General features: G+C 59.5%; 23 protein-coding genes and 1 riboswitch. Of the genes, 16 read left to right on the top strand and 7 right to left on the bottom strand.

Annotation, left to right across the window (positions count from 1 at the left end; all coding sequences use genetic code 11):
* Nucleotides 1-131: 131 nt before the first annotated feature.
* Nucleotides 132-386 carry a formate dehydrogenase subunit delta gene (locus tag E4T21_RS12770; RefSeq protein ID WP_149285423.1) on the top strand — a complete coding sequence of 85 codons (255 nt, stop codon included), beginning with the start codon at nt 132-134 and terminating at the stop codon, nt 384-386.
* 58 nt (nt 387-444) lie between these two features.
* Here E4T21_RS12770 and E4T21_RS12765 read toward each other — a convergent pair whose 3' ends face one another.
* The 3 genes from E4T21_RS12765 to E4T21_RS12755 all read right to left on the bottom strand — a co-directional run bounded on the left by E4T21_RS12765 (nt 445) and on the right by E4T21_RS12755 (nt 3219).
* Entirely contained in the window at nt 445-1308 is an 864-nt protein-coding gene (locus E4T21_RS12765; protein WP_149285421.1) for a DUF2182 domain-containing protein, read from the bottom strand.
* Between the two features lie 6 nt (nt 1309-1314).
* On the bottom strand, nt 1315-1950 hold the full coding sequence (locus E4T21_RS12760; RefSeq protein WP_149285419.1) for a DUF1326 domain-containing protein: 636 nt from the start codon (nt 1948-1950) through the stop codon (nt 1315-1317).
* Nucleotides 1951-2151: 201 nt separating this feature from the next.
* On the bottom strand, nt 2152-3219 hold the full coding sequence (locus E4T21_RS12755; protein WP_149285417.1) for a PA0069 family radical SAM protein: 1068 nt from the start codon (nt 3217-3219) through the stop codon (nt 2152-2154).
* A gap of 194 nt (nt 3220-3413) precedes the next feature.
* Here E4T21_RS12755 and cobT point away from each other — a divergent pair, with 194 nt between their 5' ends.
* The 13 genes from cobT to E4T21_RS12690 all read left to right on the top strand — a co-directional run bounded on the left by cobT (nt 3414) and on the right by E4T21_RS12690 (nt 16532).
* Nucleotides 3414-4595, top strand: a complete 1182-nt coding sequence (cobT, locus tag E4T21_RS12750; protein ID WP_149285415.1) for a nicotinate-nucleotide--dimethylbenzimidazole phosphoribosyltransferase — start codon at nt 3414-3416, stop codon at nt 4593-4595.
* A gap of 3 nt (nt 4596-4598) precedes the next feature.
* Complete coding sequence (cbiB, locus tag E4T21_RS12745) at nt 4599-5648, top strand: adenosylcobinamide-phosphate synthase CbiB (protein ID WP_149285413.1); 1050 nt, start codon at nt 4599-4601, stop codon at nt 5646-5648.
* Nucleotides 5645-6745 carry a threonine-phosphate decarboxylase CobD gene (cobD, locus tag E4T21_RS12740; protein WP_240349131.1) on the top strand — a complete coding sequence of 367 codons (1101 nt, stop codon included), beginning with the start codon at nt 5645-5647 and terminating at the stop codon, nt 6743-6745. Before cbiB ends, cobD begins: the two co-directional genes overlap by 4 nt.
* Nucleotides 6742-7383 (top strand): bifunctional adenosylcobinamide kinase/adenosylcobinamide-phosphate guanylyltransferase, encoded by a 642-nt coding sequence (locus E4T21_RS12735; RefSeq protein ID WP_149285408.1) that lies wholly within the window; start codon nt 6742-6744, stop codon nt 7381-7383. Before cobD ends, E4T21_RS12735 begins: the two co-directional genes overlap by 4 nt.
* Nucleotides 7380-8213 carry an adenosylcobinamide-GDP ribazoletransferase gene (gene cobS, locus E4T21_RS12730; RefSeq protein WP_149285406.1) on the top strand — a complete coding sequence of 278 codons (834 nt, stop codon included), beginning with the start codon at nt 7380-7382 and terminating at the stop codon, nt 8211-8213. Before E4T21_RS12735 ends, cobS begins: the two co-directional genes overlap by 4 nt.
* Nucleotides 8165-8890, top strand: coding sequence for a histidine phosphatase family protein (locus tag E4T21_RS12725; RefSeq protein WP_149285404.1), 726 nt, complete (start codon nt 8165-8167; stop codon nt 8888-8890). The genes cobS and E4T21_RS12725 overlap by 49 nt, the downstream gene beginning before the upstream one ends.
* Nucleotides 8842-9273, top strand: a complete 432-nt coding sequence (locus tag E4T21_RS12720) for a bifunctional adenosylcobinamide kinase/adenosylcobinamide-phosphate guanylyltransferase (protein WP_149285402.1) — start codon at nt 8842-8844, stop codon at nt 9271-9273. The genes E4T21_RS12725 and E4T21_RS12720 overlap by 49 nt, the downstream gene beginning before the upstream one ends.
* Nucleotides 9274-9376: 103 nt before the next feature.
* A riboswitch (cobalamin riboswitch) is annotated at nt 9377-9643 on the top strand.
* A 117-nt stretch (nt 9644-9760) separates the two neighbouring features.
* Nucleotides 9761-11602: a TonB-dependent receptor domain-containing protein gene (locus E4T21_RS12715; protein WP_149285400.1), complete on the top strand. Its 1842-nt coding sequence runs from the start codon at nt 9761-9763 to the stop codon at nt 11600-11602.
* Nucleotides 11599-12624, top strand: a complete 1026-nt coding sequence (locus E4T21_RS12710) for a cobalamin-binding protein (RefSeq protein WP_240349130.1) — start codon at nt 11599-11601, stop codon at nt 12622-12624. The genes E4T21_RS12715 and E4T21_RS12710 overlap by 4 nt, the downstream gene beginning before the upstream one ends.
* A 1-nt stretch (nt 12625) precedes the next feature.
* A complete protein-coding gene (locus E4T21_RS12705; protein ID WP_205423528.1) occupies nt 12626-13612 on the top strand; it encodes a FecCD family ABC transporter permease in 987 nt (328 codons plus the stop codon).
* An 18-nt stretch (nt 13613-13630) separates the two neighbouring features.
* Nucleotides 13631-14404 carry an ABC transporter ATP-binding protein gene (locus E4T21_RS12700; RefSeq protein WP_149285398.1) on the top strand — a complete coding sequence of 258 codons (774 nt, stop codon included), beginning with the start codon at nt 13631-13633 and terminating at the stop codon, nt 14402-14404.
* Nucleotides 14405-14461: 57 nt separating this feature from the next.
* Nucleotides 14462-15073, top strand: coding sequence for a cob(I)yrinic acid a,c-diamide adenosyltransferase (gene cobO / locus E4T21_RS12695; protein WP_149285395.1), 612 nt, complete (start codon nt 14462-14464; stop codon nt 15071-15073).
* 1 nt (nt 15074) lies between these two features.
* On the top strand, nt 15075-16532 hold the full coding sequence (locus tag E4T21_RS12690; RefSeq protein ID WP_149285392.1) for a cobyric acid synthase: 1458 nt from the start codon (nt 15075-15077) through the stop codon (nt 16530-16532).
* Between the two features lie 69 nt (nt 16533-16601).
* Here E4T21_RS12690 and E4T21_RS12685 read toward each other — a convergent pair whose 3' ends face one another.
* The gene (locus E4T21_RS12685; RefSeq protein ID WP_149285390.1) at nt 16602-17342 is read right to left on the bottom strand and encodes a glycerophosphodiester phosphodiesterase family protein; all 741 of its coding nucleotides are present in this window, start codon (nt 17340-17342) and stop codon (nt 16602-16604) included.
* Nucleotides 17343-17498: 156 nt separating this feature from the next.
* Between E4T21_RS12685 and E4T21_RS12680 the strand changes: the two genes are divergently transcribed.
* Nucleotides 17499-18113: a hypothetical protein gene (locus tag E4T21_RS12680; RefSeq protein WP_149285388.1), complete on the top strand. Its 615-nt coding sequence runs from the start codon at nt 17499-17501 to the stop codon at nt 18111-18113.
* A gap of 175 nt (nt 18114-18288) precedes the next feature.
* Here E4T21_RS12680 and azu read toward each other — a convergent pair whose 3' ends face one another.
* Nucleotides 18289-18789 carry an azurin gene (gene azu, locus E4T21_RS12675; RefSeq protein WP_149285386.1) on the bottom strand — a complete coding sequence of 167 codons (501 nt, stop codon included), beginning with the start codon at nt 18787-18789 and terminating at the stop codon, nt 18289-18291.
* Between the two features lie 224 nt (nt 18790-19013).
* On the opposite strand from azu, the gene E4T21_RS12670 reads away from it, so the two are divergent.
* Nucleotides 19014-20006, top strand: coding sequence for an NADPH:quinone reductase (locus tag E4T21_RS12670; RefSeq protein ID WP_240349129.1), 993 nt, complete (start codon nt 19014-19016; stop codon nt 20004-20006).
* A 91-nt stretch (nt 20007-20097) separates the two neighbouring features.
* On the opposite strand, the gene E4T21_RS12665 is transcribed toward E4T21_RS12670, so the two are convergent.
* Nucleotides 20098-20727, bottom strand: a complete 630-nt coding sequence (locus E4T21_RS12665; RefSeq protein ID WP_149285384.1) for a LysE family translocator — start codon at nt 20725-20727, stop codon at nt 20098-20100.
* Between the two features lie 110 nt (nt 20728-20837).
* A complete protein-coding gene (locus E4T21_RS12660) occupies nt 20838-21734 on the bottom strand; it encodes a MurR/RpiR family transcriptional regulator (protein ID WP_149285382.1) in 897 nt (298 codons plus the stop codon).
* Between the last annotated feature and the right edge of the window lie 15 nt (nt 21735-21749).

Below are 21749 nucleotides of genomic sequence, written 5' to 3'. Positions count from 1 at the left end.
AATCACTGCGTTACGCGGTGCGCGGAATCCTCACCTATACCCCATAGGTTCCGGTTCCTGTGCTCCGGGCGCCTTGTGATTGAGCATGCTCGTCGATTTATTCAGCGTTTCCTCAAGTGTCGGGAGGGAATATGTCACACAACCAGGATGATACTCTGATCCGTATGGTCAATCAGATCGCCACTAATCTCAGCGGTGCCAGCGATGAAGACCAGGTCGTGCAGGGCATCCGCAGGCACCTGGAAAGCTTCTGGGCGCGCTCCATGAAGCAGCGCCTGGTCGCTTGTCTTGATAGGGATGATACAGAGCTGTCTCCGCTGGCACAGCGTGCCGTGGTGGAACTGGCCGGTCGCTATCGCAACGGTGCTCAGGACAGCGCCCAGTAAGCAACTTTTCACCTTGCCAATGGCTTGGCGGTCTTGCGTGATGCAATGGCCGCCGCTCTCATTGCCAGGGCAAGAGGTGGGCTGGCAGCAGTGGATGGACCAGAAGCACAATGCCGCTGGCGACAAGAACGGCAGCAGTGATGCGGGTCAGGACAAGTGTGCCCGGTACAAGTTTCTGTGCTAGAACCAGCAGAGCCAGGGCGGCAACCCAGATCAGGTTCATCACTCCCCCGACGAAGAGCAGAAGCATCAGGACCCAGCAGCAGCCGAGGCAATAAATGCCGTGCTCCATGCCCATGTGCAGTGCACCCAGGCGGCCTGGACGCATGTGGCGTGGAAGCCACTCAATGGGCGAGCGGCATTGCGTGAGACAACGGTCTTTCAGTGGTGTCAATTCATACAGTCCGGCACCAATAAAGACCAGGCCAGCAAGGAAGGTGCTTGTTGCTGCCATTTGCATTGATAAAAGGTGTGTATGGGAGAGTAGCGTCTGCACCGCTGCTGCGGCGACGGAGTAGACACTCCAGATAGCGAGATATCCGCCAACGAAGGCTGCTGTCCGTCCTGAGATCCCATGTTGCCTGCTTTTCCGTTCGAGTGTGGCAAACAGGAGAATGGTGGGTGCTGCACTTGGCAGCATCATGCCGATCATCATCACCGCCCACATCAGGGTGACGAGAGTGAAGTTGACGCTTGCATCGGTAAGTGTGGCGGCACCTGGTCCCATGGTGGTGGCAATGAAGGCTGACAGGGAATCGTCGGTCTGCATGCCCATCATGCGTGCAGCTATGCCATCCATCGTCTCCATCTGCAGCGTCAGATGAACCAGGAACAGCCAGGCCAGCAGACATAGCCCGACCACGCTCGCGACGACAAGAATGCGGTCGCGGGCGAGGACAAGTTCAAGCGGGGAGGCGGCCATGGCGCCTTACCGAATGATGCCGTGAGGCCCTAGATGCAGCATGCAGAAGTGCGCGTGACGATTGCTCCATTCATTCTCGATGGGGCCAGCCGTCCTTGTATTGCTGCTTGCGTATTCTGCTTCTGAATATTCGAAACCCTGCGGTAGTACGACTTTTGCGCGGTGTGGCTGTCCAGTAACGGGGTTGAGAATGGGTTCGGCGGTAGCTTCGACGATGCCTTCTACCGAGAAACGCCCGATCCTCGCGTCTTCATCTGACTCGAACTCAATTGCCTTGAACAGCGGCTCGTGAACAGTGTCGGTGGTCGCCTTGACCACGTTGAAGATGGTGGCGAACTCTTCGGTTTCCTCACCCCCGAGGATCTTCAACATCGCCTCACGTTGCTCGGGTGTGGCACGTTCGTCGACGATGGGCAGAACCTCGCCGTGTCCTTCATGGATAGCACCGGGCCAGGCCACTATGGCCACTGCTTTCAGCCCGTCGAGCTGTACGTCGCCAAAGTGTCCTTCGTCAATGCGTATGCCCACCGCCGCGCGGCAGTTGCCATAGGAAGGCAGTGCGTTGAACTGGCAAGGGCACCCCCAATTGCAGTTGCAGGTAGTAATCTCCGCTCCTTGGATCATCCAATCGACATAAGTCATTGCATATCTCCTCCAGAGCAGGTTCGTGAAAGGCTTTCTGGACTACATTTCATTTCCCTGCATTTCATCTCCCTACATTTTATTGCTTTCCGTTGCTTCAATAGTATATGTGAGGTTGGTTTTGCCGGCCGGAATTAAACACGCCTATGCCGTGGCCCGGGATACCCGATGACCACGCTGTCCACTGGGGGTTCGCCTGCCTCAAAACAGCTCACCCTGAGGGTGCGGTGGCCGGAAGTCTGTCGTGTTCAGTTGCTGCTCATCCCGGCGTTCATTCAACCCCAGGCGGCGACAGGCCTTGTGAAAGCGTTGTGACAACAGCTCCGCGAACACGCCTTCGCCGCGCATGCGATGACCGAAGCGGCTGTCGTAATCCGACCCGCCGCGGCATTGGCGGATCAGGCTCATGACCTTGGCGGCCCGTTCGGGGTAGTGATCCGCCAGCCAGTCTTCAAACAACGGTGCGACTTCCAGGGGCAGGCGCAGCAGCATCCAGCTGGCACTGAGAGCGCCAGCGTTTCGAGCGGCTTCGAGTAGTCGTTCCATTTCATGATCCGTGAGCCCGGGAATCATGGGGGCCAGCAGTGTGCCCACTGGAATGCCGGCCTGGCTCAGGCTGGAGATGACCTTGAGACGGGCCTCGGGGGAGGCGGCCCTGGGTTCCAGATGTCTTTTCAATTCACGATCGAGACTGGTCAGGCTGATGAATACCCGAACCAGGCGATGTTGTGCCATCTCCTTCAGAAGATCCAAGTCGCGCAGGATCAGGCTGCTCTTGGTGACGATGGTGACGGGATGGCGACATTCCAGCAGTAGTTCCAGCAGCGCTCGTGTCGTGCCATATCTGGCTTCAATGGGCTGATAGCAGTCGGTATTGCCGGACAGGTTGATCGATTGGCATTGGTAACCTGGCTTGCACAGTTCTTCGCGCAGTCTCTCGACCAATCCACTGCGGGCAATCAGCCGGGTTTCGAAGTCGATACCTGGTGACAGGTCCCAATAGGCATGGCTGGGCCTGGCGTAGCAGTAGATGCAGCCGTGCTCGCAGCCACGATAAGGGTTGAGAGAGCGGTCAAAGGGCAGGTCAGGCGAACGGTTCCATGACAGGGCGCTTTTTGTTGCTTCTGTGGTGACGACTGTTGCCAGGGTGTCGGGGCATGCCTCTTGCCACCAGCCATCGTCGGCATCTTCAACATGCGTTGGCGCATAGCGGTTGGCAGGTGCCTTGTTGGTACCTCGGCCTTTGAGTATCGGGTGAATGCGAGTCATGGCAAATGAGCTGATGGCAAGTGAATGGGTATGATTTTATATGTACGTATATACAGTAGTGGTGTTTGGCCGATATTGCCATATCGACGGTGGAATTCTGTTTCGGCTTTATCAGGGACGTTCGATGATCTGGTAAGCTGCGCGGCATTGCTGAGCTGAATGGCTCACAGCTCCACCTGGAAAGGAATGCCTGCATGAGTGACTTGAACACCCTTCTTCAGCGAATTCAGCCAGCCGATGCAAGTGCCCGGGAGCGTGCGCAGGCGCGTCTCGACATGTTGACCAAGCCGCCTGGCAGCCTGGGCAGGTTGGAACACCTGGTAGCAGATCTCGCGGCCATCAGTGGAGAAGGGCTGCCCCGTGTCGATCCCCCGGCCGTACTGGTGTTTGCCGCAGATCATGGTGTGGCGGAAGAGGGGGTGTCGGCTTTTCCCCAGGCAGTGACAGCACAGATGGTGACCAATTTTGCCAACGGTGGAGCGGCCATCAATGTTTTCGCTCGCCAGGTGGGCGCGCGTCTGGAAGTCATCGATGTGGGGGTGGCGACACCATACGAAATGCGACCTGGTGAAGATCGAGGTGCGGTTGTCGTCGATCGAGTGAGGGCGGGAAGCGGCAACATTGCCAGAGAAGACGCCATGACGCGAGAGCAGGCACTGGCTGCGCTGATGGTCGGTAGTCGCGCGGTGGATCGAGCACGAGAGGCGGGGTGCCGGTGTCTGATCCTCGGCGAGATGGGAATCGCCAATACCACGTCGAGCAGTGCCCTGCTGGCAGCCTTCACGGGGGTTGCGCCAGAGCAGGTGGTCGGGCGCGGTACAGGCATCGATGATGCGGGCTTGAAGCACAAGTGTGATGTGATTGCCACGGCCCTGGGTAGGGGAACCTGCGCCGATGATGCCTTGGCCACTTTGGCGCGGCTCGGTGGGCTGGAGATCGCTGCGATGGTGGGGGCGTTCCTGGCAGGTGCAGCAGCGCGCTTGCCCGTGCTGGTCGATGGCTTCATTGCCACGGTGGCGGCCTTGACGGCGTGCCGCCTGTGTCCGGCCGTGCGCGACTATCTGATCTTTGGTCATCTGTCCCAGGAAGCGGGGCATGGACATGCCCTGTCAGCAGTGGGCGGCAACCCTCTGCTGCAGCTTGATCTACGTCTCGGGGAGGGCAGTGGTGCGGCCTTGGCCTATCCGCTGCTCGACGCGGCTTGCCGCATGCTGGCGGAAATGGCCACCTTCGATGATGCGGGAGTCGCCAAGGGCGACGAGGAACAAGAGCAGGCCATGGTGGAGGCTACAGGGTCTGCTGCGGAGAAGGCAAGCCTGGAGCAAGTGAATATGGAGCAAGTAAATATGGAGCAAGTAAATATGGAGAGAAAGTGACCCATGCCATTTGCGCTTTCTGCTCCATTCGCCAGTGAGATTCTGTGGCTGACTCTGCTGGCATTGCTGCTCGATCTGATGATCGGAGATCCGCGTTGGCTGCCCCATCCCGTTGTCGCCCTGGGCCGCTTGATCGCCTTGCTGGACAAGCTCTGGAATCATGGACGTGCGCGAGCCAAGCGCATCAAGGGGGTTGCCCTGGTGCTGGTCGTGGTCGTGCTTGCCTGGAGCCTGACGGCGCTGGTGCTGGCACTGGTGGCAATGGTGAACACGTGGCTGGCACTGATGGTGGAAGTGCTGCTGCTGGCGACATGCCTGGCCGCCCATGGCCTGGTGGCGGCTGCGCGGGAGGTCTACATTCCACTGCGTCGGGGCGACCTGGTAGCGGCGCGAAAGGCGGTTGCTGCTCTGGTCGGGCGTGATACCCGCGAGCTGGACGAAGCCGGGGTTGCCCGAGCCTGTGTCGAGAGTGTGGCGGAGAACACCGTGGATGGCATTACCGCGCCGTTATTCTGGGTATTGGTCGGTGGGGCACCCATGGCCATGGCCTACAAGGCAGTGAATACCCTGGATTCCATGGTCGGCTATCGCAATGAACGCTACACGGATTTCGGCTGGGCATCGGCCCGTCTGGACGACATCGTCAACTGGTTGCCGGCTCGGCTCACCGCGTTTGCCATGTGGCTGACAGCTCCGGTACTGCTGAGCGGTCATTGGCGTCGTACTCGCATGCATCTGTGGAAGGAGGCATGGCGGACCACTTGCCGGGAAGCACCACGCCACCCCAGCCCCAACAGTGGCTGGCCCGAGGCGATGGTGGCCAATCTGCTGGGGATACAGCTGGGGGGACGCAATGTCTATGCTGGCCAGGTGTCCGAACGCGCACGCCTGGGGCGACCACTGCAGGCGCTACATGCCGGGCATATCCAGGAAGCCATCTTGTGCCTGCATGCTGGCACCATGGGGGTAGTCGTCATGCTGGTGATCGCAACACCAATGATCACCACCTTGCTGGAAGCAATATTGGCCATATGGCGAGGAGGGGCAGTGTGAGATCGAAGTGCTATCCACAGCCGTGGCCACAACATGGTGGCGAAGGCGATGCCTTGCTGGCGCGGCTGGGGATTTCGGACAATGACGCCCTGACCGACCTGAGTGCCAGCCTCAATCCACTGGGACCGCCGGATTGGCTTGGCGACTGGTTGGCCCGTTCGTTGCCTCTGCTTACCCATTACCCTGACCGCCAGCAACAGGAAGCGCGTGAGGCGCTGGCGCATCATCACGCTCTCGATGCGGCCCAGGTGCGTGTCACCAATGGGGGAGCAGAGGCGATCCATCTGATCGCTCAGGCATACCGTAGCAAACGCGCATTGGTCATTGAGCCGACCTTCGGCGAGTACGCGCGGGCTTGTGAACTGAATGGCATGGAGGTTCGACGTCTATCCCTTGTCGGCGATGACTTTCGTCTTGATGTGGATGGGTTGTGTCAGGCGCTGGTGGCAGTGGATGTGGTCTTTCTCTGCCGCCCGAACAACCCCACTGGTACCCTGGTGTCGTGCCAGGCCATCGAGACGTTGCTGGAGCATGCCGAGGCAGCGAATACGTTGCTGGTCGTCGATGAAGCCTTCATTGAATTCCATGGCGAACAGGCGTCTCTCGTCGATTGGGTGAGACGGGGGGCACCGTTGGTGCTGCTGCGTTCGTTGACCAAGTTTTACTGCTTGCCTGGGCTGCGCTTGGGCTATCTGCTGGCACAACCTGAGCGAGTGCAACAGATCTCGGGATACCAAGTGGCCTGGAGCCTCAATGCGTTGGCTGCCGCCTTGATACCGCACCTGCTGAACGACCAAGGCTATGTCGAACGCACGTTGAACTGGGTGTCCGGGGAACGCTCTCGCGTGGGCAAAAACCTGCGACGGCTCGGTTATGTCGTCCCCGAGGCGCATGCCAATTTTGTCCTGTGCCGCCCTGGGGGCGTCGCCAGTCCTGCGCGTGGTGAAGCCATGCTGCGGCAACTGGTGAAACATGGCTTCATTGCCCGCCATACGCATACCTTTGCGGGTCTGGATGGCAGTTGGGTGCGTTTGGCCCTGGGGCTTCCGGCGACCAATGACGCCTGGCTTGCCGCCCTTGCAGGAGCTGCCGAGTGATCGTCTTCGTCAGCGGAGGAGTGCGCAGTGGCAAGAGTCGCGTGGCCGAGTCACTGGCTCGTTCATTGCACCAAGAGCCCGATCGATGTGGCGGCAGGCTATGGTACCTGGCCACGGCCAAGGCGGCAGATGGGGAGATGCGTGAGCGCATCGCACGCCATCGTTGCGATCGCGGTGATGGCTGGGTGACCCTGGAGGCGCCCTGGGATCTGGGTGCTGCCTGGCAGCAGGTGAACAGTGGCGATACCTTGCTGCTTGATTGCCTGACCTTATGGGTCAGCCAGGTCATGTTCGACAGCCCACTGGACGATGATCAGGCTTTGGCCATGTTCGCTGAGTTGCTGGAAGACGCTCGGGCACGCAGCATCGCCCTGGTCGTGGTATCCAATGATCTCAATGAAGAGTTGCCTCCTCGAGATGTCATGGTGTGGCGTTACCTGGCCTTCCTGCAGCGCATCCATTGTCATCTGGCAGGCGTTGCCGACCGGGTCGTGGAAGTGGTAGCAGGACAGGTAATCGATTGGAAGGCCACGCCATGTGCGCTTGAGGATGAAACGCGCCTTCACGCTGAGGAGCGTATTGCCTCCGGGGAACGCATTGACACCGGAAAACGCATTGATACAAAGAGGCATACATGACGCAGTCGACCCGTGAGGAGACACACAAGCCACAGGGTGACAGGCGTGATGCTGCTCACGGGTTGGGCCTCGCCATTCAGTTCCTGACGCGTATCCCGCTGCCCGTGGCCTGCGACTGGAACCAGGCGTCGCGGCGTTGGGCGGCGCGGGCATATCCGCTGGTAGGCGCCTTGATCGGGGTAGCGCTGGGCATGGTGAGTTGGGGCAGTGGAGCCCTGGGCTTACCGTTGCCACTACAGGCATTGCTGATCGTCAGCCTGTGGGTCGGGTTGAGTGGCGGGTTGCATCTGGATGGCTTGATGGATCTTGCCGACGCCCTGGGCAGTAATGCCCCGCTGGAAAAGCGCTGGGCGATCATGAAGGATCCGCAGGTAGGCAGTTTTGCGGTGGTGGTGCTGGTATTTCATCTAGCCTGGAAGCTGGCGTTGGTGTGGTGGCTGCTCGAGCTTGAAGCGGGTATCTGGTGGCTGGTTGCCATTCCTGCCCTGGCTCGCTGGATGGCGGTGTTCCTGCTGGTCCGGGTGCCAGCGGCACGCCCAGAGGGGCTGGCTCATCTATGGCAACAGAGCCTGGGGCCGCGTGACCTGGTGTTGGCGACGGCACTGCCCGTGTTGCTGTCTGTGCTGCCGTTTGTGCTGATGAGCTCAGGGCAAGCGTGGAGCATGCTGACATTGGGACTGGCGACAGCCTTGTTTGTTGTCATCTTTGCCGCGGGAGCAAGACGGACCTTTGGCGGTATCAGCGGCGATCTGCTGGGGGCCGCAATCGAAGGAGGAGAATTATGGCTATTGGTGTGGGCCTCGAGCTGGTGGTGGTTCGCCACGGCGTGACCCAATGGAATCTGGAAAAGCGCTACCAGGGGCAGCGTGATATCGAGCTGTTGATGCCCGATGCCCTGGAGGGAATGGATCGCTTGCGCGACTACCTGGAAGGCGAACGCTTCGATGCCGTGGTCACCAGTGACCTGGTCCGTTGCCGTCAGACGCTGGCGCATATCTCGGAAGGTCGTGACTGGCCCCGTCCGCGCCTGGATAACCGCCTGCGCGAAAATGACTTTGGTGACTTCGAAGGGTGTACCTGGGAAGAACTCAAGGATGACCCTGCCTATCGTGCCTGGATCGACAGTGCCGGAGAGCTGGCTCCGACGGGTGGCGAGTCCGCCCAGCAACTGCGCGAACGATTGGAAGCCGCATTGAACGATATCTTTGCCGACGCTGCTGGAGAAGTTGCAGAAGAAAGCGTTGTTGTAGAAGAAAGAGTTGTTGGAGAAGAAAGAGTTGTTGGAGAAGTTGTAGAAAAAGTGGCTGGGGAGCCGCGATACAAGGTTCTGGTAGTCACCCATGGTGGTGTGATTCGTGAATGGCGGCGTGGCTTCGAACAGGTCTCGTTCTGGGACGGCGTTGTGGAACAGGCCTCCGGGCGGCGCTGGTATCTGACAACCACCACAGAGGGTGTGACATGCAACTCTTCCTCGGCGGTGCCTGCGCCGGCAAACGCGAACGTGTGAGCGAACGCTTTCCTCAGGCAAGCTGGATTCAGGCCAGCGAAGCGCTGGAGCGGATGCGATATCCGCGTCTGGCTGAGACCCACGCTGAGGTAGTGGTTCATGGCTGGCTCAAGTGGCTTGAAGAGGTCTGCTGCAACAGGAATGGCGCCGAGCTGGAGAACGATGCGCTGCGTGAATGCTGGCGCCAGGCCTTCAAGGACTGGGCCGGTCGCGAGTCAGCAGAAGTGGTGCTGATTGTCCCGGAAGTCGGACGCGGGATCGTGCCTGTCGAGCCATTCCAGCGTCAGCTACGTGATCTGGCGGGCTGGTTGGCACAGGATGCAGCAGAGGCCAGCAGCAGCGTATGGCATGTGCGCCATGGCTTGGTCATGGCATTGAAATGACCTTGATGACAAAGCGTCACATTGACGCTCATGGCCGGCATTGGTAGTTTACCTGGGTTCTCAGGTGCCCCTGAGGGAGCGGCATATCACTCGCTGTGTAGCGAGCGGCAAGGAGATATGACGTTCCTGAACGCATGTGATGCGTCGGGGTGAAACGGGAAGTCGGTGACAATCCGACGCTGCCCCCGCAACGGTGATCGAGTAAAGCGCGGCCTGACACACCACTGTGCATATCTAGAACTGTCGACTTGAGCAACAGGCTCGTCGGCACTTTCACGCGGGCTTGCTGCCCGGCACGGGAAGGTGGTCGCGTGGAACATGCAGATGTTCGCTCGTCAGCCCGGAGACCGGCCTGAAATTCCATGCCAGGGGCGGTGGGCTCCCGAAGCTGGGCGCGTTGTTACGCCTTCCTTCCTCATTTCCCCGTTCTTGGTCATTCAAGGCTTCGTGCCGTGCGGGTGCGCATGGTACCAGGGGATACTTCATCATGTTGCGCTCCTTTCTTCCTGCCCGAGCGGTATCAGGCCTGCCTGTTCTCAGCCTTGCTGCCATGCCGCTGGCATTCGTTGCCCAGGCCAGTGCCCAGAGCACTGGCGATGATGAAAGTGTGAACCTCGATCCCATGGTCGTATCTGCGACCCTGGCACCACGCACGGCCAGTGAGACATTGTCTTCGGTCAGTGTCATCAACGAACAGACGCTGCGCCAGCGCGACCCTATCAGTCTGATCGATGCCCTGCGTGGCCAGGCCGGCGTTGATTTTTCATCCAGTGGTGGGTTCGGCAAGAACACCAGTCTCTATCTGCGTGGTACCGGCCCTGAATCGACATTGTTGCTGATCGATGGCATGCGCCTGCGTTCGGCCACCAACGGCGGCCCGGCCTGGCAGTTTCTCGACCCGCGCATGTTCGAACGCATCGAAGTCGTGCGTGGCCCGCGTGGTGCGCTATATGGTGCCGATGCGGTAGGCGGCGTTGTGCAACTGTTCACCCTCGAACCCGAAGGTGAACGACCGACTCCCAGCATCACCTTGGGAGGAGGCTCTTTTGGCACGGCCAGGGCCCAGGCCAACCTGAGCGGGGAGGCCAATGCGACCCGCTACCAGTTCAGTGCCAGCCACCTGAGCAGCGATGGCTCGGAAGTACGCAAGGGCGGGGAAGACAAGGGCTACGACAACACCACGGGCCTGGTGCGGCTGGCGCACGACTTCGACAATGGTGCTGTCATGGGCGTCACCGCGTTGCGTGCGTCAGGCAATACCGAGTACGAAGGCGGTGATTCCGACTATGTGCAGCAAGTGGCCGGGGTGTATGGCGAGATACCTGTCACGAGCAACTGGACTTCGCGCTTGACCATCAGCGAAGCCCGCGATGAGCTGGATGATTTTTCCGACCTTGGCGCCACCACTTTCGATACCACGACACACACGGCGCGTTGGGACAACTCTGTGCTGATGGGCAATCACGAACTGGTCGCCGGGGCAGAGTATCAGCAGGACAAGATCGACAGCACTACCGATTACGCGGAAGACAGCCGTGACAATGTGGCGGTGTTCGCTCAGACCCTGCTGGACTTCGCTCCCTTCTCGCTGCAGGTCGGCCTGCGCCATGACGACAACGAGGCCTTCGGCGGCGAGACCACCGGGCACCTTGCTTTGGGTTATGCCCTGGATGACCACTATACCCTGCGAGCCAGTTACGCCACGGCATTCCGGGCACCGACTTTCAATGAGCTGTACTTCCCCGACTTCGGCAATCCTGACCTCGACCCCGAGAAAGCGGAAAGTGTCGAGCTTGGCCTGCGTGGGCAGTATGGCCGGGGATTCTGGGATGTGGCCGTGTACCAGAGCGATATCGACGACATGGTGGCATATACGGTGCAGGACTCGCATTATGCGCCGTTCAATGTGGATCGCGCCCGCATTCGGGGTGTTGAGCTGACCACGGGACTGGAGTGGAACCAGTGGGTTCTGGCTGCCTCTGCCACCTACACCGACCCCGAAGACCGCAAGAGTGGCAAGCGCTTGGTGCGCCGTGCGACCCAAGGGGTACGCCTGGATGCAGATCGACGCATCGGCGACTGGAATCTCGGCGCATCCTTCGTGGCACAGAACCATCGCTACAACGATGCAGACAATAAAGAACGCTTGTCAGGCTATGGCACCATCGACCTGCGGGCAGGCTGGAATTTCGCCCCTCAATGGAAGGCCAACCTGACCCTGGAGAATGTCCTCGATCGCGAATATGCCACCGCGCGGGACAGCTTCAACGGCTGGGACTATATCAACCCCGGGCGCGCAGCCTACTTGAGCGTTGGCTTCCAGCCATGAACAGCCCTGAGCCAATGGAATACAGCCCTGAGCCAATGGAATACAGCCTTGAGCGCATGAAACATGCTCCTGAGCGCATGGGGGGCCTTGAACGCCCGATAAACATCAAGTGGCCGACACGGGCGATAAAGACTGCAGGCAGCATCGTACTGCTGGCAGTGAGCTTGTCGCTTGGCATGTCGGTGGTGAGCGCCGAAGAAGCCTCGCGGTGTGTCGTGGATGACAGTGGAACCGAAGTCTGTCTTGCTGCACCGGCACAACGCATTGTCGCGCTGGCCCCCAGTGTGACGGAGTTGTTGTTCGCTGCCGGGGCCGGTGAAAAGGTCGTCGGCGCAGTGAGTTTCAGCGACTATCCAAAAGCGGCTCAAGCCCTGCCGAGGGTGGGAAGCTATGACCGTATCGACCTCGAAGCCTTGCTGGCGCTTGAGCCGGACCTGGTCGTGAGCTGGGATGGCGGCAATCCCCGTGAGCAGGTAGAGCGACTGTCTGCGCTTGGAATCAAGGTATTTCATTCCGATGCGAAAAGCTTCGAGACGATAGCTTCGACTCTGGAACGTCTGGGTGTACTGGCCGACAGCCAGGATAAGGCGGAACAGGCAGCTACGGCACTGCGTGATGACATTCGTGATCTTACCCAGCGTTATGCAGATTCCGAACCTGTGAGCGTGTTCTACGAAGTCTGGGAAAGACCACTGATGACCATCAATGGCCAGCATTGGATCAGCCAGTCACTGGCACTGTGCGGGGGCGTCAATCTGTTTGCCGATGAGGCTCCCATGGTACCGCGTATTTCCCAGGAGGCCGTGCTGGCAGCGAACCCTGAAGCCATCATCACCGGGGGAATGGGCAAGGCGGACTCTTCCTGGCTCGATGCCTGGCAGGCTTATCCGCACCTCAAGGCGGTTGAGCGCGATAACCTGTTCTTCATCAATCCCGACCTGGTGCAAAGGGCCACTCCGCGCCTGGTGGAAGGCACCAAGTCTCTATGCCGTCACCTGGAGAGCGCCCGTGAGCGCCGCTGATATGTCATTGCGCCACATGCCTCGGGTCTGGCCGCCGCTATGTGTGCTGGGGCTGATCTCCGTGGCCGCTATTCTATTGGCGCTGGCACTGGGCAGCATCAATCTGTCACCCCAGGAACTGTGGGCCACAGTGCTGGGGAATGGCAGCCCCTTGCACCAGACCTTGCTCTGGGAGCTGCGCCTGCCGAGAGCCCTGGCCGCTTTCGGTACCGGTGCGCTGCTGGCGCTGGCCGGCGCGTTGATGCAAGTGCTGCTGCGCAATCCACTGGCTGACCCTTATGTGCTGGGGTTATCCGGTGGGGCGGCAGTGGCGGCCTTGCTCGCCATGCTGGCGGGCCTGGGGGCTGCGCTGGTCTCCTTGGCGGCTTTCTCTGGTGCCCTGTTGTCCACACTGCTGGTTTTCGGCCTGGCCCATGGCGGCGGTAGCTGGACGCCGGCCAGGCTCCTGCTGACCGGCATTGTCCTGGCTTCCGGCTGGGGGGCGACGATCACTTTTCTCCTGACCATCAGTCCGGTAGAGCAGTTGCCCGGCATGCTGTATTGGCTGATGGGGGACATGGCCTATGCCGGAAGCCCCTGGCCGGTACTCAGCCTGGCCGCCATCGCTGCCGTGTCATTGGCACCTTTCGGGCGCAGCCTCAATGTGCTGGCCCGAGGTGGACTCCAGGCTGCTGCTCTGGGGGTGGCGGTTCGTCCGGTTGAACTGGGGCTGTATGCAGCAGCGAGCCTTGCTACGGCTGTTGCTGTCACGACAGCAGGCAGCGTCGGCTTCGTCGGTTTGATGGTGCCGCATATGCTGCGTCTGCGCCTGGGTTCCGATCAACGCATCATCCTGCCGGCCTCCTTGCTGGCCGGAGGGGCGCTGCTGACTCTGGCCGATACGCTGGCGCGTACGGTCATTGCTCCCCAGCAACTGCCCGTCGGTGTCATTACGGCGTTGCTCGGTGTTCCGAGTTTCCTGTACCTGCTGCATCGCAGCCGTGGTTGATGGGGTGAGGAGACGGACATGCACTTGAGTACCCAGGAACTGGTGATTGATATACCGGAGCGCGCAGATGGCAGTGCGCTTTCCCTGACGATCCCGCCCGGCTCGCGCTGGGGAATTCTCGGCCCTAATGGCACCGGCAAGACAACGTTGCTGCATACCCTGGCAGGCTTGAAGGCACCGCGTCGTGGCCGGGTGTGCCTGGATGGGGTGCCTCTGGGGCAACTACGTCGGCGTCATGTTGCCCAGCACCTGGGGATGGTGTTCCAGCATCACCAGGACGATTTTCCGGCCAGCGTGCTCGAGACAGCCTTGATCGGACGCCATCCTTTTCTGCACCTTTGGCAAAACGAAAGCGCCGAAGACATCCAACTGGCCCAGCAGGCTCTGGTTCGTCTTGGGGTCGATCATCTGGCCGCGCGTTCCATCGCCACCCTGTCGGGCGGTGAACGGCAGAGAGTGGGTATTGCCACGGTGCTGACGCAGTCACCGGCGGTGTGGCTGGTGGATGAGCCGACCAACCATCTGGACCTGCACCATCAGATGGCAGTAATGGCATTGCTCGATGAGCAGGCGACCTCGGGGCATGCCGTCGTCATGTGCTTGCATGACCTGAACATGGCGGCTCGCTGGTGTGATTATCTGTTGCTGCTGTATCCCGATGGAGAGGTCTGCTGGGGCGAGCGCGATGCCATGCTCAGCATTCCGGCACTGGAGCGACTCTATGGCCAATCCCTGACCTCGGCCATCATCGATGGAGTGAGAGTCTTTGTGCCTCTTTCAAGCGCTGTCTAGCTTCACATTTCTGTCTAGCTTCACACTTCTGGCCAGTTTCAAATTCCTGGAGGTTTCATGAGTCGTCCTCAAGTTAATTCCGAGCGTCATGCGCAGCGGATGGCGAACAAGCAGCGCATCATGCGCGAACGTATCGCCAATGCCGACAAGGAGCAGGGCGTTCTGCTGGTGCTCACCGGGCCTGGCAAGGGCAAGAGTTCATCGGCCTTCGGCATGCTGGCCAGGGCACTGGGCCATGGCATGAACGTGGGCGTCGTGCAATTCATCAAGGGAGCCTTTGCCACAGGCGAGGCCGCCTTCTGCCGTGCCCAGCCTGGGGTCAGCTTTCATGTCATGGGGGAAGGCTATAGCTGGGACACTCAGGATATCCAGCGTGACATGGCGGCCGCCGAAGCGGCCTGGGACAAGGCGCGGGAGCTGCTGCGTGATCCCGATGTCGACATGGTATTGCTGGATGAGCTGAATATTGCCTTGCGTCGTGGTTATCTGGAGCTCGACCGAGTGCTGGATGATCTTCAGGCCAGGCCAGAGATGCAGCATGTGGTCGTGACCGGTCGTCACGCCCCGGATGCGTTGATCGAGCTGGCCGATACGGTGACGGAAATGCGAGTGGTCAAGCACGCTTTCAAGGAACAGGGTATCAAGGCCCAGAAAGGCGTGGAGTGGTGATATGCCGACGTTGATGATTCAAGGAACGACGTCGGATGCTGGCAAGAGCACGGTAGTGGCAGGGCTTTGTCGGGCGTTGTATCGGCGCGGCTTCAAGGTGGCGCCGTTCAAGCCTCAGAACATGGCGCTCAACAGTGCGGTGACCATCGACGGCGGCGAGATCGGGCGTTCCACGGCCTTGCAGGCTCAAGCGGCAGGCGTCGAGCCACACAGTGACATGAATCCCGTGCTGCTCAAGCCCGAAGGTGACCAGCGATCGCAGGTGATCCTTGCCGGGCGTGTGCATGGCAGCATGAAGGCGCTGGATTATCACGCCTACAAGACCACGGCGCAGAAAACCGTGATGGCATGCTGGGAGCGCTTGTCGCGCCGTTATGACGTCATCATCGCAGAAGGTGCCGGGAGTCCGGCTGAGGTCAACCTGCGCCAGGGTGACATCGCCAATATGGGCTTTGCCGAAGCAGTGGATTGCCCTGTATTACTGGTGGGGGATATCGACCGGGGAGGTGTCTTTGCGCAGTTGTGCGGCACCCTGGGATTGGTATCCAGCAGCGAGTGGCTGCGCATCAAAGGCCTCATCATCAATCGCTTCCGGGGAGATATTTCCCTGCTGGAACCGGGCTTGAGCTGGCTCGAGGCTCGAGAAAACAAGTCCGTTCTGGGAGTCTTGCCCTATCTGCCAGGATTGATGCTGGATGCCGAGGATAGCCTGTCCCTTGAGCAACGTGTCGAAGGTGGCGGCGTGCTCAAGGTGGTCGTGCCGGCGTTGCCTCGAATCAGCAATCACACCGACCTGGATCCATTGCGCCTGCACCCCGGTGTGTCCTTGCATGTTGTCGGACCAGGTGCCCCTGTGCCGGAAGCCGATGTGATCCTCCTGCCAGGGAGCAAGAGCACGCTCTCTGACCTTGCCTGGTTGCGGCAGCAGGGGTGGGAGGAGCGCCTGCAGCGCCACTTGCGTTATGGCGGGCGGGTGCTGGGCATCTGCGGCGGTTTCCAGATGCTGGGTGATTGGATCGATGATCCTGATGGCCTGGAAGGTGAGCCGGGCGGTGCTCCAGGACTTGGCCTGTTGCGTATGGAAACCGTATTGCGCCCGACCAAGCAGTTGCGCCGCATCAGCGGTCGCATCACGACAGTTGATGGCTCCTGCAGCATCCATGGCTACGAAATCCATCAGGGCATCAGTCGGGGCGAGGCACTGACACGGCCGCTGATGACACTGGAAGGACGCGACGAAGGCGCTGTCAGCGAGGATGGCCAGGTGATGGGTACCTACCTGCATGGTCTGTTCGATACACCGGATGCCTGCACGACATTGCTGGCTTGGCTGGGATTGAACGAAGGCGAGGCCCGGCGCATCGATCTGAATGTCCATCGCGAGGAGCAGCTTGAACGCCTGGCCGACAGCATTGAATATCATCTGGATATGGATGCCATCATTGAACTGATCAGTTGAACCGTTCAATGATGGCGGCTTGATGCTGGGATGAGGTGATTCCGGCATCAGGCGCTGGTTCATGAAAGCCTAATCCATGAAGCGCTGAGGGTCGTCCGAGATCACACTGGTCACGCCCCAGTCCCAGCGCGGCCCGAAAGCAAGCGGGTCGTTGGCGGTATAGCACAGCAGGGGAATGCCTGCTTCCTTCACCATGCGCGCCCGCTTTTCCTTCAGTTGCTTCCAGTCAGTATGCAGGCTGTATGCCTGGAGCGTATCCATCTTCTCGCGCCACTGTTGCGGCAGTTTCTTGCACAGGACGCCCAGTGCCAGCTCATCCGGACCCGCCATGTGGCGTGCCTGCTTCAGGGCATGGTAATTGAACGAGGACAGTAGACGGCGCTCGAAAGGGAGGGCTTCCAGCAACTGGGGAACCACCGCCTTGGCCAGCGCTATCGGATCTCTCCCGCGACATACCTTGAGCTCCAGGTTGAGTCCCATGTCCAGACGTGAGATCAGGCTCAGCATCTCTTCCAGCGTGGCCATGCGTTCACCACGAAATTCCGCGGAAAACCAGGCACCCACATCGTATTCCCTGGCTTGTTCCAGATGCATCTTGTGGAGTTTTCCACGCCCATCGGAGCAGCGTTTCATGCCTGAGTCATGCCAGATGACTGGCGTGCCGTCTCCAAGCAGCTGCACATCAAGCTCGACCCAGTGGAAACCCGCACGGTGGGCTGCACGAACCGCAGCCCGGGTGTTTTCCGGAGCATGGGCAGACAATCCGCGGTGGGCAATCAGTCGAGGCAGGTGGGGAGAGGGTGATGTCATGGCATCTCCTTGGTGACAGCCAATATGAGCAGCAAGCATCATGCAGGTGCCAGTATGACAGGCTCAAGACGCTTTGGTGCGGTATTGGGGAGAGCTTGGCAGCATAATGTGCTAGTCTCCCGCGATTCGTTTGAACCGCTTTCCCGGGGAATCTCAATGAAGGTCGTGAAAATCAACCAGCCACAGCAGCGTGAGGCTTGCCTGGCTCGATTGTGTGCCGAAGTCTATGGTCATCAGGCGGGTATCGCTCCTCTGGCGACATTCGCTGGCGTGATCGGAGTGCTGTTCAAGCAGGATGCTGCACGCCTGCTTGCGCTGGTGGATGATCAGTCTCGACCTATCGCGTTGGCACTGCTGGTCAGCGATGAAGCCGGGAAAAGCATGAGTGTCGTGCACATGGTGTCGCTCGATCCGGATGCCGATGACCAGGTGTCCGAAGATGCCGCCAAAGCCAAGGCGCGTGGACTCAACCCAGCGTTGCGCCTGGTGGCAGAACTAGCGCTGCGTGCTCCTATTCGTGTCGATGTGGTCAGCGATGCCGACAAGGCCCGCTTTGCTGCTGCAGGCATTCAGCGCTGGCTCAAGGGGCCAGGCGGGCTGCAAGTGGGGCTGGGGCCCAAGCATCCCTCGACCGGTTTCAAGGATCTGCCCCGTGCATTGACGGTGGATCAGAAGTCGGTGGTGGCCAACTTCAAGCACGACAAGGCGTTGTTCGAGGATTACAAGCGCCGCTTTATACGTGGACTGGAGACATTTCCGACCACGCTGTAGTTGGTCTGATGATGCTTGCCTGATGACGTTTGCCCGCTGTCGCCGCTGTGCTGATGCCGGCGAACAAGACAATGCCCTCGCAGGAGTTCCTGCGAGGGCATTTTTGTTGCGGAGACCGTTGACGTGGGGCTCCAGCAGTGAGGTGTGCCCGATACGGTACTTACCTTGTGGCCACTTATTCTGTGACAGTGAAAGTACCGTTCATCATGGAGTAGTGGCCCGGGAAGGAGCAGAAGAAGGTCAGGTCCTGGCCGGCCAGGTCTGCGGTGGAGAATTCGACAGTGGTGCTTTCGCCACCACCAATGATGTCAGTGGCTGCAATGATGCGGTCATCTTCGGGCAGATAGCCGGCATCCGGGCCCGCCTGCATGCCTGCCTGAGCGATTTCCTCATAGGCGTCGGTTGGAGCGAGCACCCAGTTATGACCCATGGCAGTGGCATCCATGCTGCCGCTATGTTCCAGCGTCAGGCTGACGGTTTCACAGCTTGAAGGAACGCTGAGTTCTTTCTTGTCGAACTGCATCTGATCATCGCCAGAGATGGTCAGGGCACATTCTTCGGGTACACCTTCACCTTCTTCGGCCATGGCGACGGAAGAACCCATCAGAGGCAGGGCGGCCAGCGCGGCTGCAGCGAGAGCGAAGCGCAGGCTAAGAGCAGTTTTGCGAGAAGTCATGGTGTCGCTCCTGTATGACATCCTGAATCGAGTTGTCGTAAGTGGCATCATTGGTGAGGACTTTATCCCTTCCAATATGTATACACTTTCCTGAGTTTTATGTATGCAGTTTTGATTGTCAACTCCTGACGGCGGGTCTCTGGTGACTTGGTGCTTGACCACATTCCCGCTCGGCGCTTGACTGATTAACCCTAACTTCATTAAACAGCTAAAGGAAATGCTCCGTGGTCAAGCAAACCCAGATCAAGCAAATCCAGTTCTCTCGTACGGGTGGCTCTGAAGTGCTCGAGCTCGTCGAGGTTGCGACGCCAGAGCCTGGGGCCGGTGAGGTTCGGGTGGCCAATCAAGCGATTGGCCTGAACTTCATCGATATCTATTTCCGTACCGGGTTGTACCCGACTGCCGTGATGCCGTCTGGGCTCGGTACCGAAGGTGCCGGTGTGGTCGATGCCATTGGCGAGGGCGTCACACATCTCAAGGTAGGCGATCGTGTGGCTTATGCCCAGGCACCTCTGGGGGCTTATGCAGAACAACACGTGATGCCCGCAGAAAAAGTGGTGCGATTACCCGACAGTATCGACTTCGATACCGCGGCTGGCTGTATGCTCAAGGGCCTTACGGTGCAGTACCTGCTGCGCCAGACCTATCCGCTCAAGGGCGGCGAAACCATTCTGTTCCATGCCGCTGCCGGGGGCGTAGGCTCGTTGGCCTGCCAGTGGGCCAAGGCACTGGGTGTCAGGTTGATCGGTACGGTCAGTTCCGCGGAAAAGGCCGAGATCGCCATGCGTAACGGGGCCTGGGCGACCATCGATTACACCCGCGAAGATGTGGTGGAACGGGTTCGTGAGCTGACGGGCGGGGAGATGGTGGATGTCGTCTACGATTCTGTCGGCAAGGATACCTGGCTGACTTCTCTGGACTGCCTCAAGAAGCGTGGTTTGATGGTCAGCTTCGGCAATGCTTCAGGCCCGGTAGAAGGCGTGAACCTGGGAATTCTCAACCAGAAGGGTTCGTTGTTTGCCACGCGTCCCAGCCTGGCCGGTTATGCCGATACCCGGGAACGCTTCGAGGCGATGGCCGAGGAACTGTTCGACATGCTCGCCAGTGGCAAGCTCAAGGTTGATGTCAGCCAGCGTTTCTCCCTGGCCGAAGCCGGCAAGGCGCAGGATGCTGTGGCAGGTCGGCAGACGACGGGTTCCACGATCCTGCTGCCTTGAATCGAAATGTGGCTGCTCCCCTGAGCAGCCACATTTCGGCTATTGCGGCCCATGTCGAGGAAATACCAAGGGCACTGGAATAACAGGAAGCCTAACTACTTTTCGATATCGCAAGACCGAAACCGCTGGCCACGAATAATCCTCCTGTGGTCTTGTTGATTCGTCTCATTAGTGTTCTGGAAAGTGCTAGCCCGCGAACCCAAGCCCCGAGGCAACTGTAGAATAGTGCAACGATGAAAGCGGAAAGCGCGACAAGGATTACCATGATGGCGAGTTGTACGGTGCTGTTGCCAGCAGGCGATAGGAATTGTGGAAAAAACGCCGTGAAGAATGCAATGGCTTTCGGGTTGCTGATTGCCACTGTGAAGCCGCTCATGAACAAACGTTGTGGCTGACTTTCCAGAGTATTCCCTTGCGAGCTGAGCGAGACGCGCTGCGCAGCAGTTCTCCATATCTGGATGCCTACGTAGACCAGGTAAGCTGCGCCTGCATACTTGATGACCATGAACAGCATGGCTGAACTGGTAATGGCGAGGCCAAGACCGGCCGATGCCGCAATGGCCTGCAACGTTGAAGCCGTAGCGTTTCCAATCGCGGTGAACATGGCGGGACCACTTCCGTTTGCAGCCCCATGCGCAAATGCGATGAGGGTGCTTGGTCCTGGAATCAACGACACGCCTAGGACGGTTACAACGAAGATAACCCAGTAGTGGAGATCCATTCGGCCAGCCTCTGTTTCCTGTTCATTGCCGTTTAGTCTACCGGTAAGAAGACTGACGACAATATCAGCTGTGAGCTGACTTTAGTCGCGTTGTACGCGGTTAAGTACAGCTATAACGCTGCGCCGAGTTCCTGAATCATTTTTTCGCGCTGCTTGAGCGCTTCCAGGCCTCTGTCGCCCAGGGTGTCTGCCACTTCGCTGAGCAGGCCCTGGGCGAGCAGCATGAAGGCACACATGCTGTTGGAGAAGAACAGACTGTCATTGGGCACATGAAAGGTTTCAGTAGCGACCTGGGCCAGGGGGGAATGCTCGCCATCGGTCAGGGCGATGACATTGATGCCATGACGGGCCGCTACCTGAGCCGTGGTGACCACGCTGGTGGTGTAAGGAAAGCAACTGATGGCAATCAACACGTCATCGGGCTCCATCTGAGCCAGGGCATCGGCAGTGCCATGATTGCCAGGATTCAATATGGACACTTCCGAACGCAGCATCCCCAGGCCATAGGCCAGGAAACTGGCGAGCGATGCGAATTGCCGCTGGCCATGCACCCTCACTCTTTTGGCTGTCGCCAGTTTCTCGACACTGCGTTGGTAGGTATCCGCATCCAGTCGTGCCAGCAGACCCGAGAAGTTGGCGCTTTCCTGGCGTCCCATGCGTACCAGGCGCTCGAGTCCTCCTCCTTGTTGACGGTCAGTGGCCAGCTTTGCTGCCAGGTCACTGTAGAAATGTCGGCCACCATCGGTCAGTTCGCGACGAAACACCTCTTGTAGCTCGGAAAAGCCACCATAGCCCAAGCGCTGGGCCAGCCGGGTCAGGGTAGAGGCATTGACGCTGAGGCGCTGAGCCAGGTCGCTGATGGACGATACTGCACTTTGCTGGGGGGTGTCGAGCAGGGTGGCGAGAACCCGTTGAGAGCGTTTGCCGAGACGTGTCTCGCTGTGTCCGGTACGGATATCTTCGAGACGGGTTTGCAAGGCATCCAGCGTGGCAGGGGCGTCAGTCATCGAGAGTCCTGTGAA

Origin of the sequence: Halomonas binhaiensis (assembly GCF_008329985.2) — a bacterium.
Taxonomy (GTDB): Bacteria; Pseudomonadota; Gammaproteobacteria; order Pseudomonadales; family Halomonadaceae; genus Halomonas; species Halomonas binhaiensis.
This window is presented reverse-complemented; position numbering and strand designations above follow the sequence as displayed.

Bases quoted from the DNA above. Each gene is read 5' to 3' on its own strand.
- E4T21_RS12770 (WP_149285423.1), top strand. From the start codon at position 132: ATGTCACACAACCAGGATGATACTCTGATCCGTATGGTCAATCAGATC.
- E4T21_RS12765 (WP_149285421.1), bottom strand. From the start codon at position 1,308: ATGGCCGCCTCCCCGCTTGAACTTGTCCTCGCCCGCGACCGCATTCTT.
- E4T21_RS12760 (WP_149285419.1), bottom strand. From the start codon at position 1,950: ATGACTTATGTCGATTGGATGATCCAAGGAGCGGAGATTACTACCTGC.
- E4T21_RS12755 (WP_149285417.1), bottom strand. From the start codon at position 3,219: ATGACTCGCATTCACCCGATACTCAAAGGCCGAGGTACCAACAAGGCA.
- cobT (WP_149285415.1), top strand. From the start codon at position 3,414: ATGAGTGACTTGAACACCCTTCTTCAGCGAATTCAGCCAGCCGATGCA.
- cbiB (WP_149285413.1), top strand. From the start codon at position 4,599: ATGCCATTTGCGCTTTCTGCTCCATTCGCCAGTGAGATTCTGTGGCTG.
- cobS (WP_149285406.1), top strand. From the start codon at position 7,380: ATGACGCAGTCGACCCGTGAGGAGACACACAAGCCACAGGGTGACAGG.
- E4T21_RS12725 (WP_149285404.1), top strand. From the start codon at position 8,165: ATGGCTATTGGTGTGGGCCTCGAGCTGGTGGTGGTTCGCCACGGCGTG.
- E4T21_RS12720 (WP_149285402.1), top strand. From the start codon at position 8,842: ATGCAACTCTTCCTCGGCGGTGCCTGCGCCGGCAAACGCGAACGTGTG.
- E4T21_RS12715 (WP_149285400.1), top strand. From the start codon at position 9,761: ATGTTGCGCTCCTTTCTTCCTGCCCGAGCGGTATCAGGCCTGCCTGTT.
- E4T21_RS12710 (WP_240349130.1), top strand. From the start codon at position 11,599: ATGAACAGCCCTGAGCCAATGGAATACAGCCCTGAGCCAATGGAATAC.
- E4T21_RS12705 (WP_205423528.1), top strand. From the start codon at position 12,626: ATGTCATTGCGCCACATGCCTCGGGTCTGGCCGCCGCTATGTGTGCTG.
- E4T21_RS12700 (WP_149285398.1), top strand. From the start codon at position 13,631: ATGCACTTGAGTACCCAGGAACTGGTGATTGATATACCGGAGCGCGCA.
- cobO (WP_149285395.1), top strand. From the start codon at position 14,462: ATGAGTCGTCCTCAAGTTAATTCCGAGCGTCATGCGCAGCGGATGGCG.
- E4T21_RS12690 (WP_149285392.1), top strand. From the start codon at position 15,075: ATGCCGACGTTGATGATTCAAGGAACGACGTCGGATGCTGGCAAGAGC.
- E4T21_RS12685 (WP_149285390.1), bottom strand. From the start codon at position 17,342: ATGACATCACCCTCTCCCCACCTGCCTCGACTGATTGCCCACCGCGGA.
- E4T21_RS12680 (WP_149285388.1), top strand. From the start codon at position 17,499: ATGAAGGTCGTGAAAATCAACCAGCCACAGCAGCGTGAGGCTTGCCTG.
- azu (WP_149285386.1), bottom strand. From the start codon at position 18,789: ATGACTTCTCGCAAAACTGCTCTTAGCCTGCGCTTCGCTCTCGCTGCA.
- E4T21_RS12665 (WP_149285384.1), bottom strand. From the start codon at position 20,727: ATGGATCTCCACTACTGGGTTATCTTCGTTGTAACCGTCCTAGGCGTG.
- E4T21_RS12660 (WP_149285382.1), bottom strand. From the start codon at position 21,734: ATGACTGACGCCCCTGCCACGCTGGATGCCTTGCAAACCCGTCTCGAA.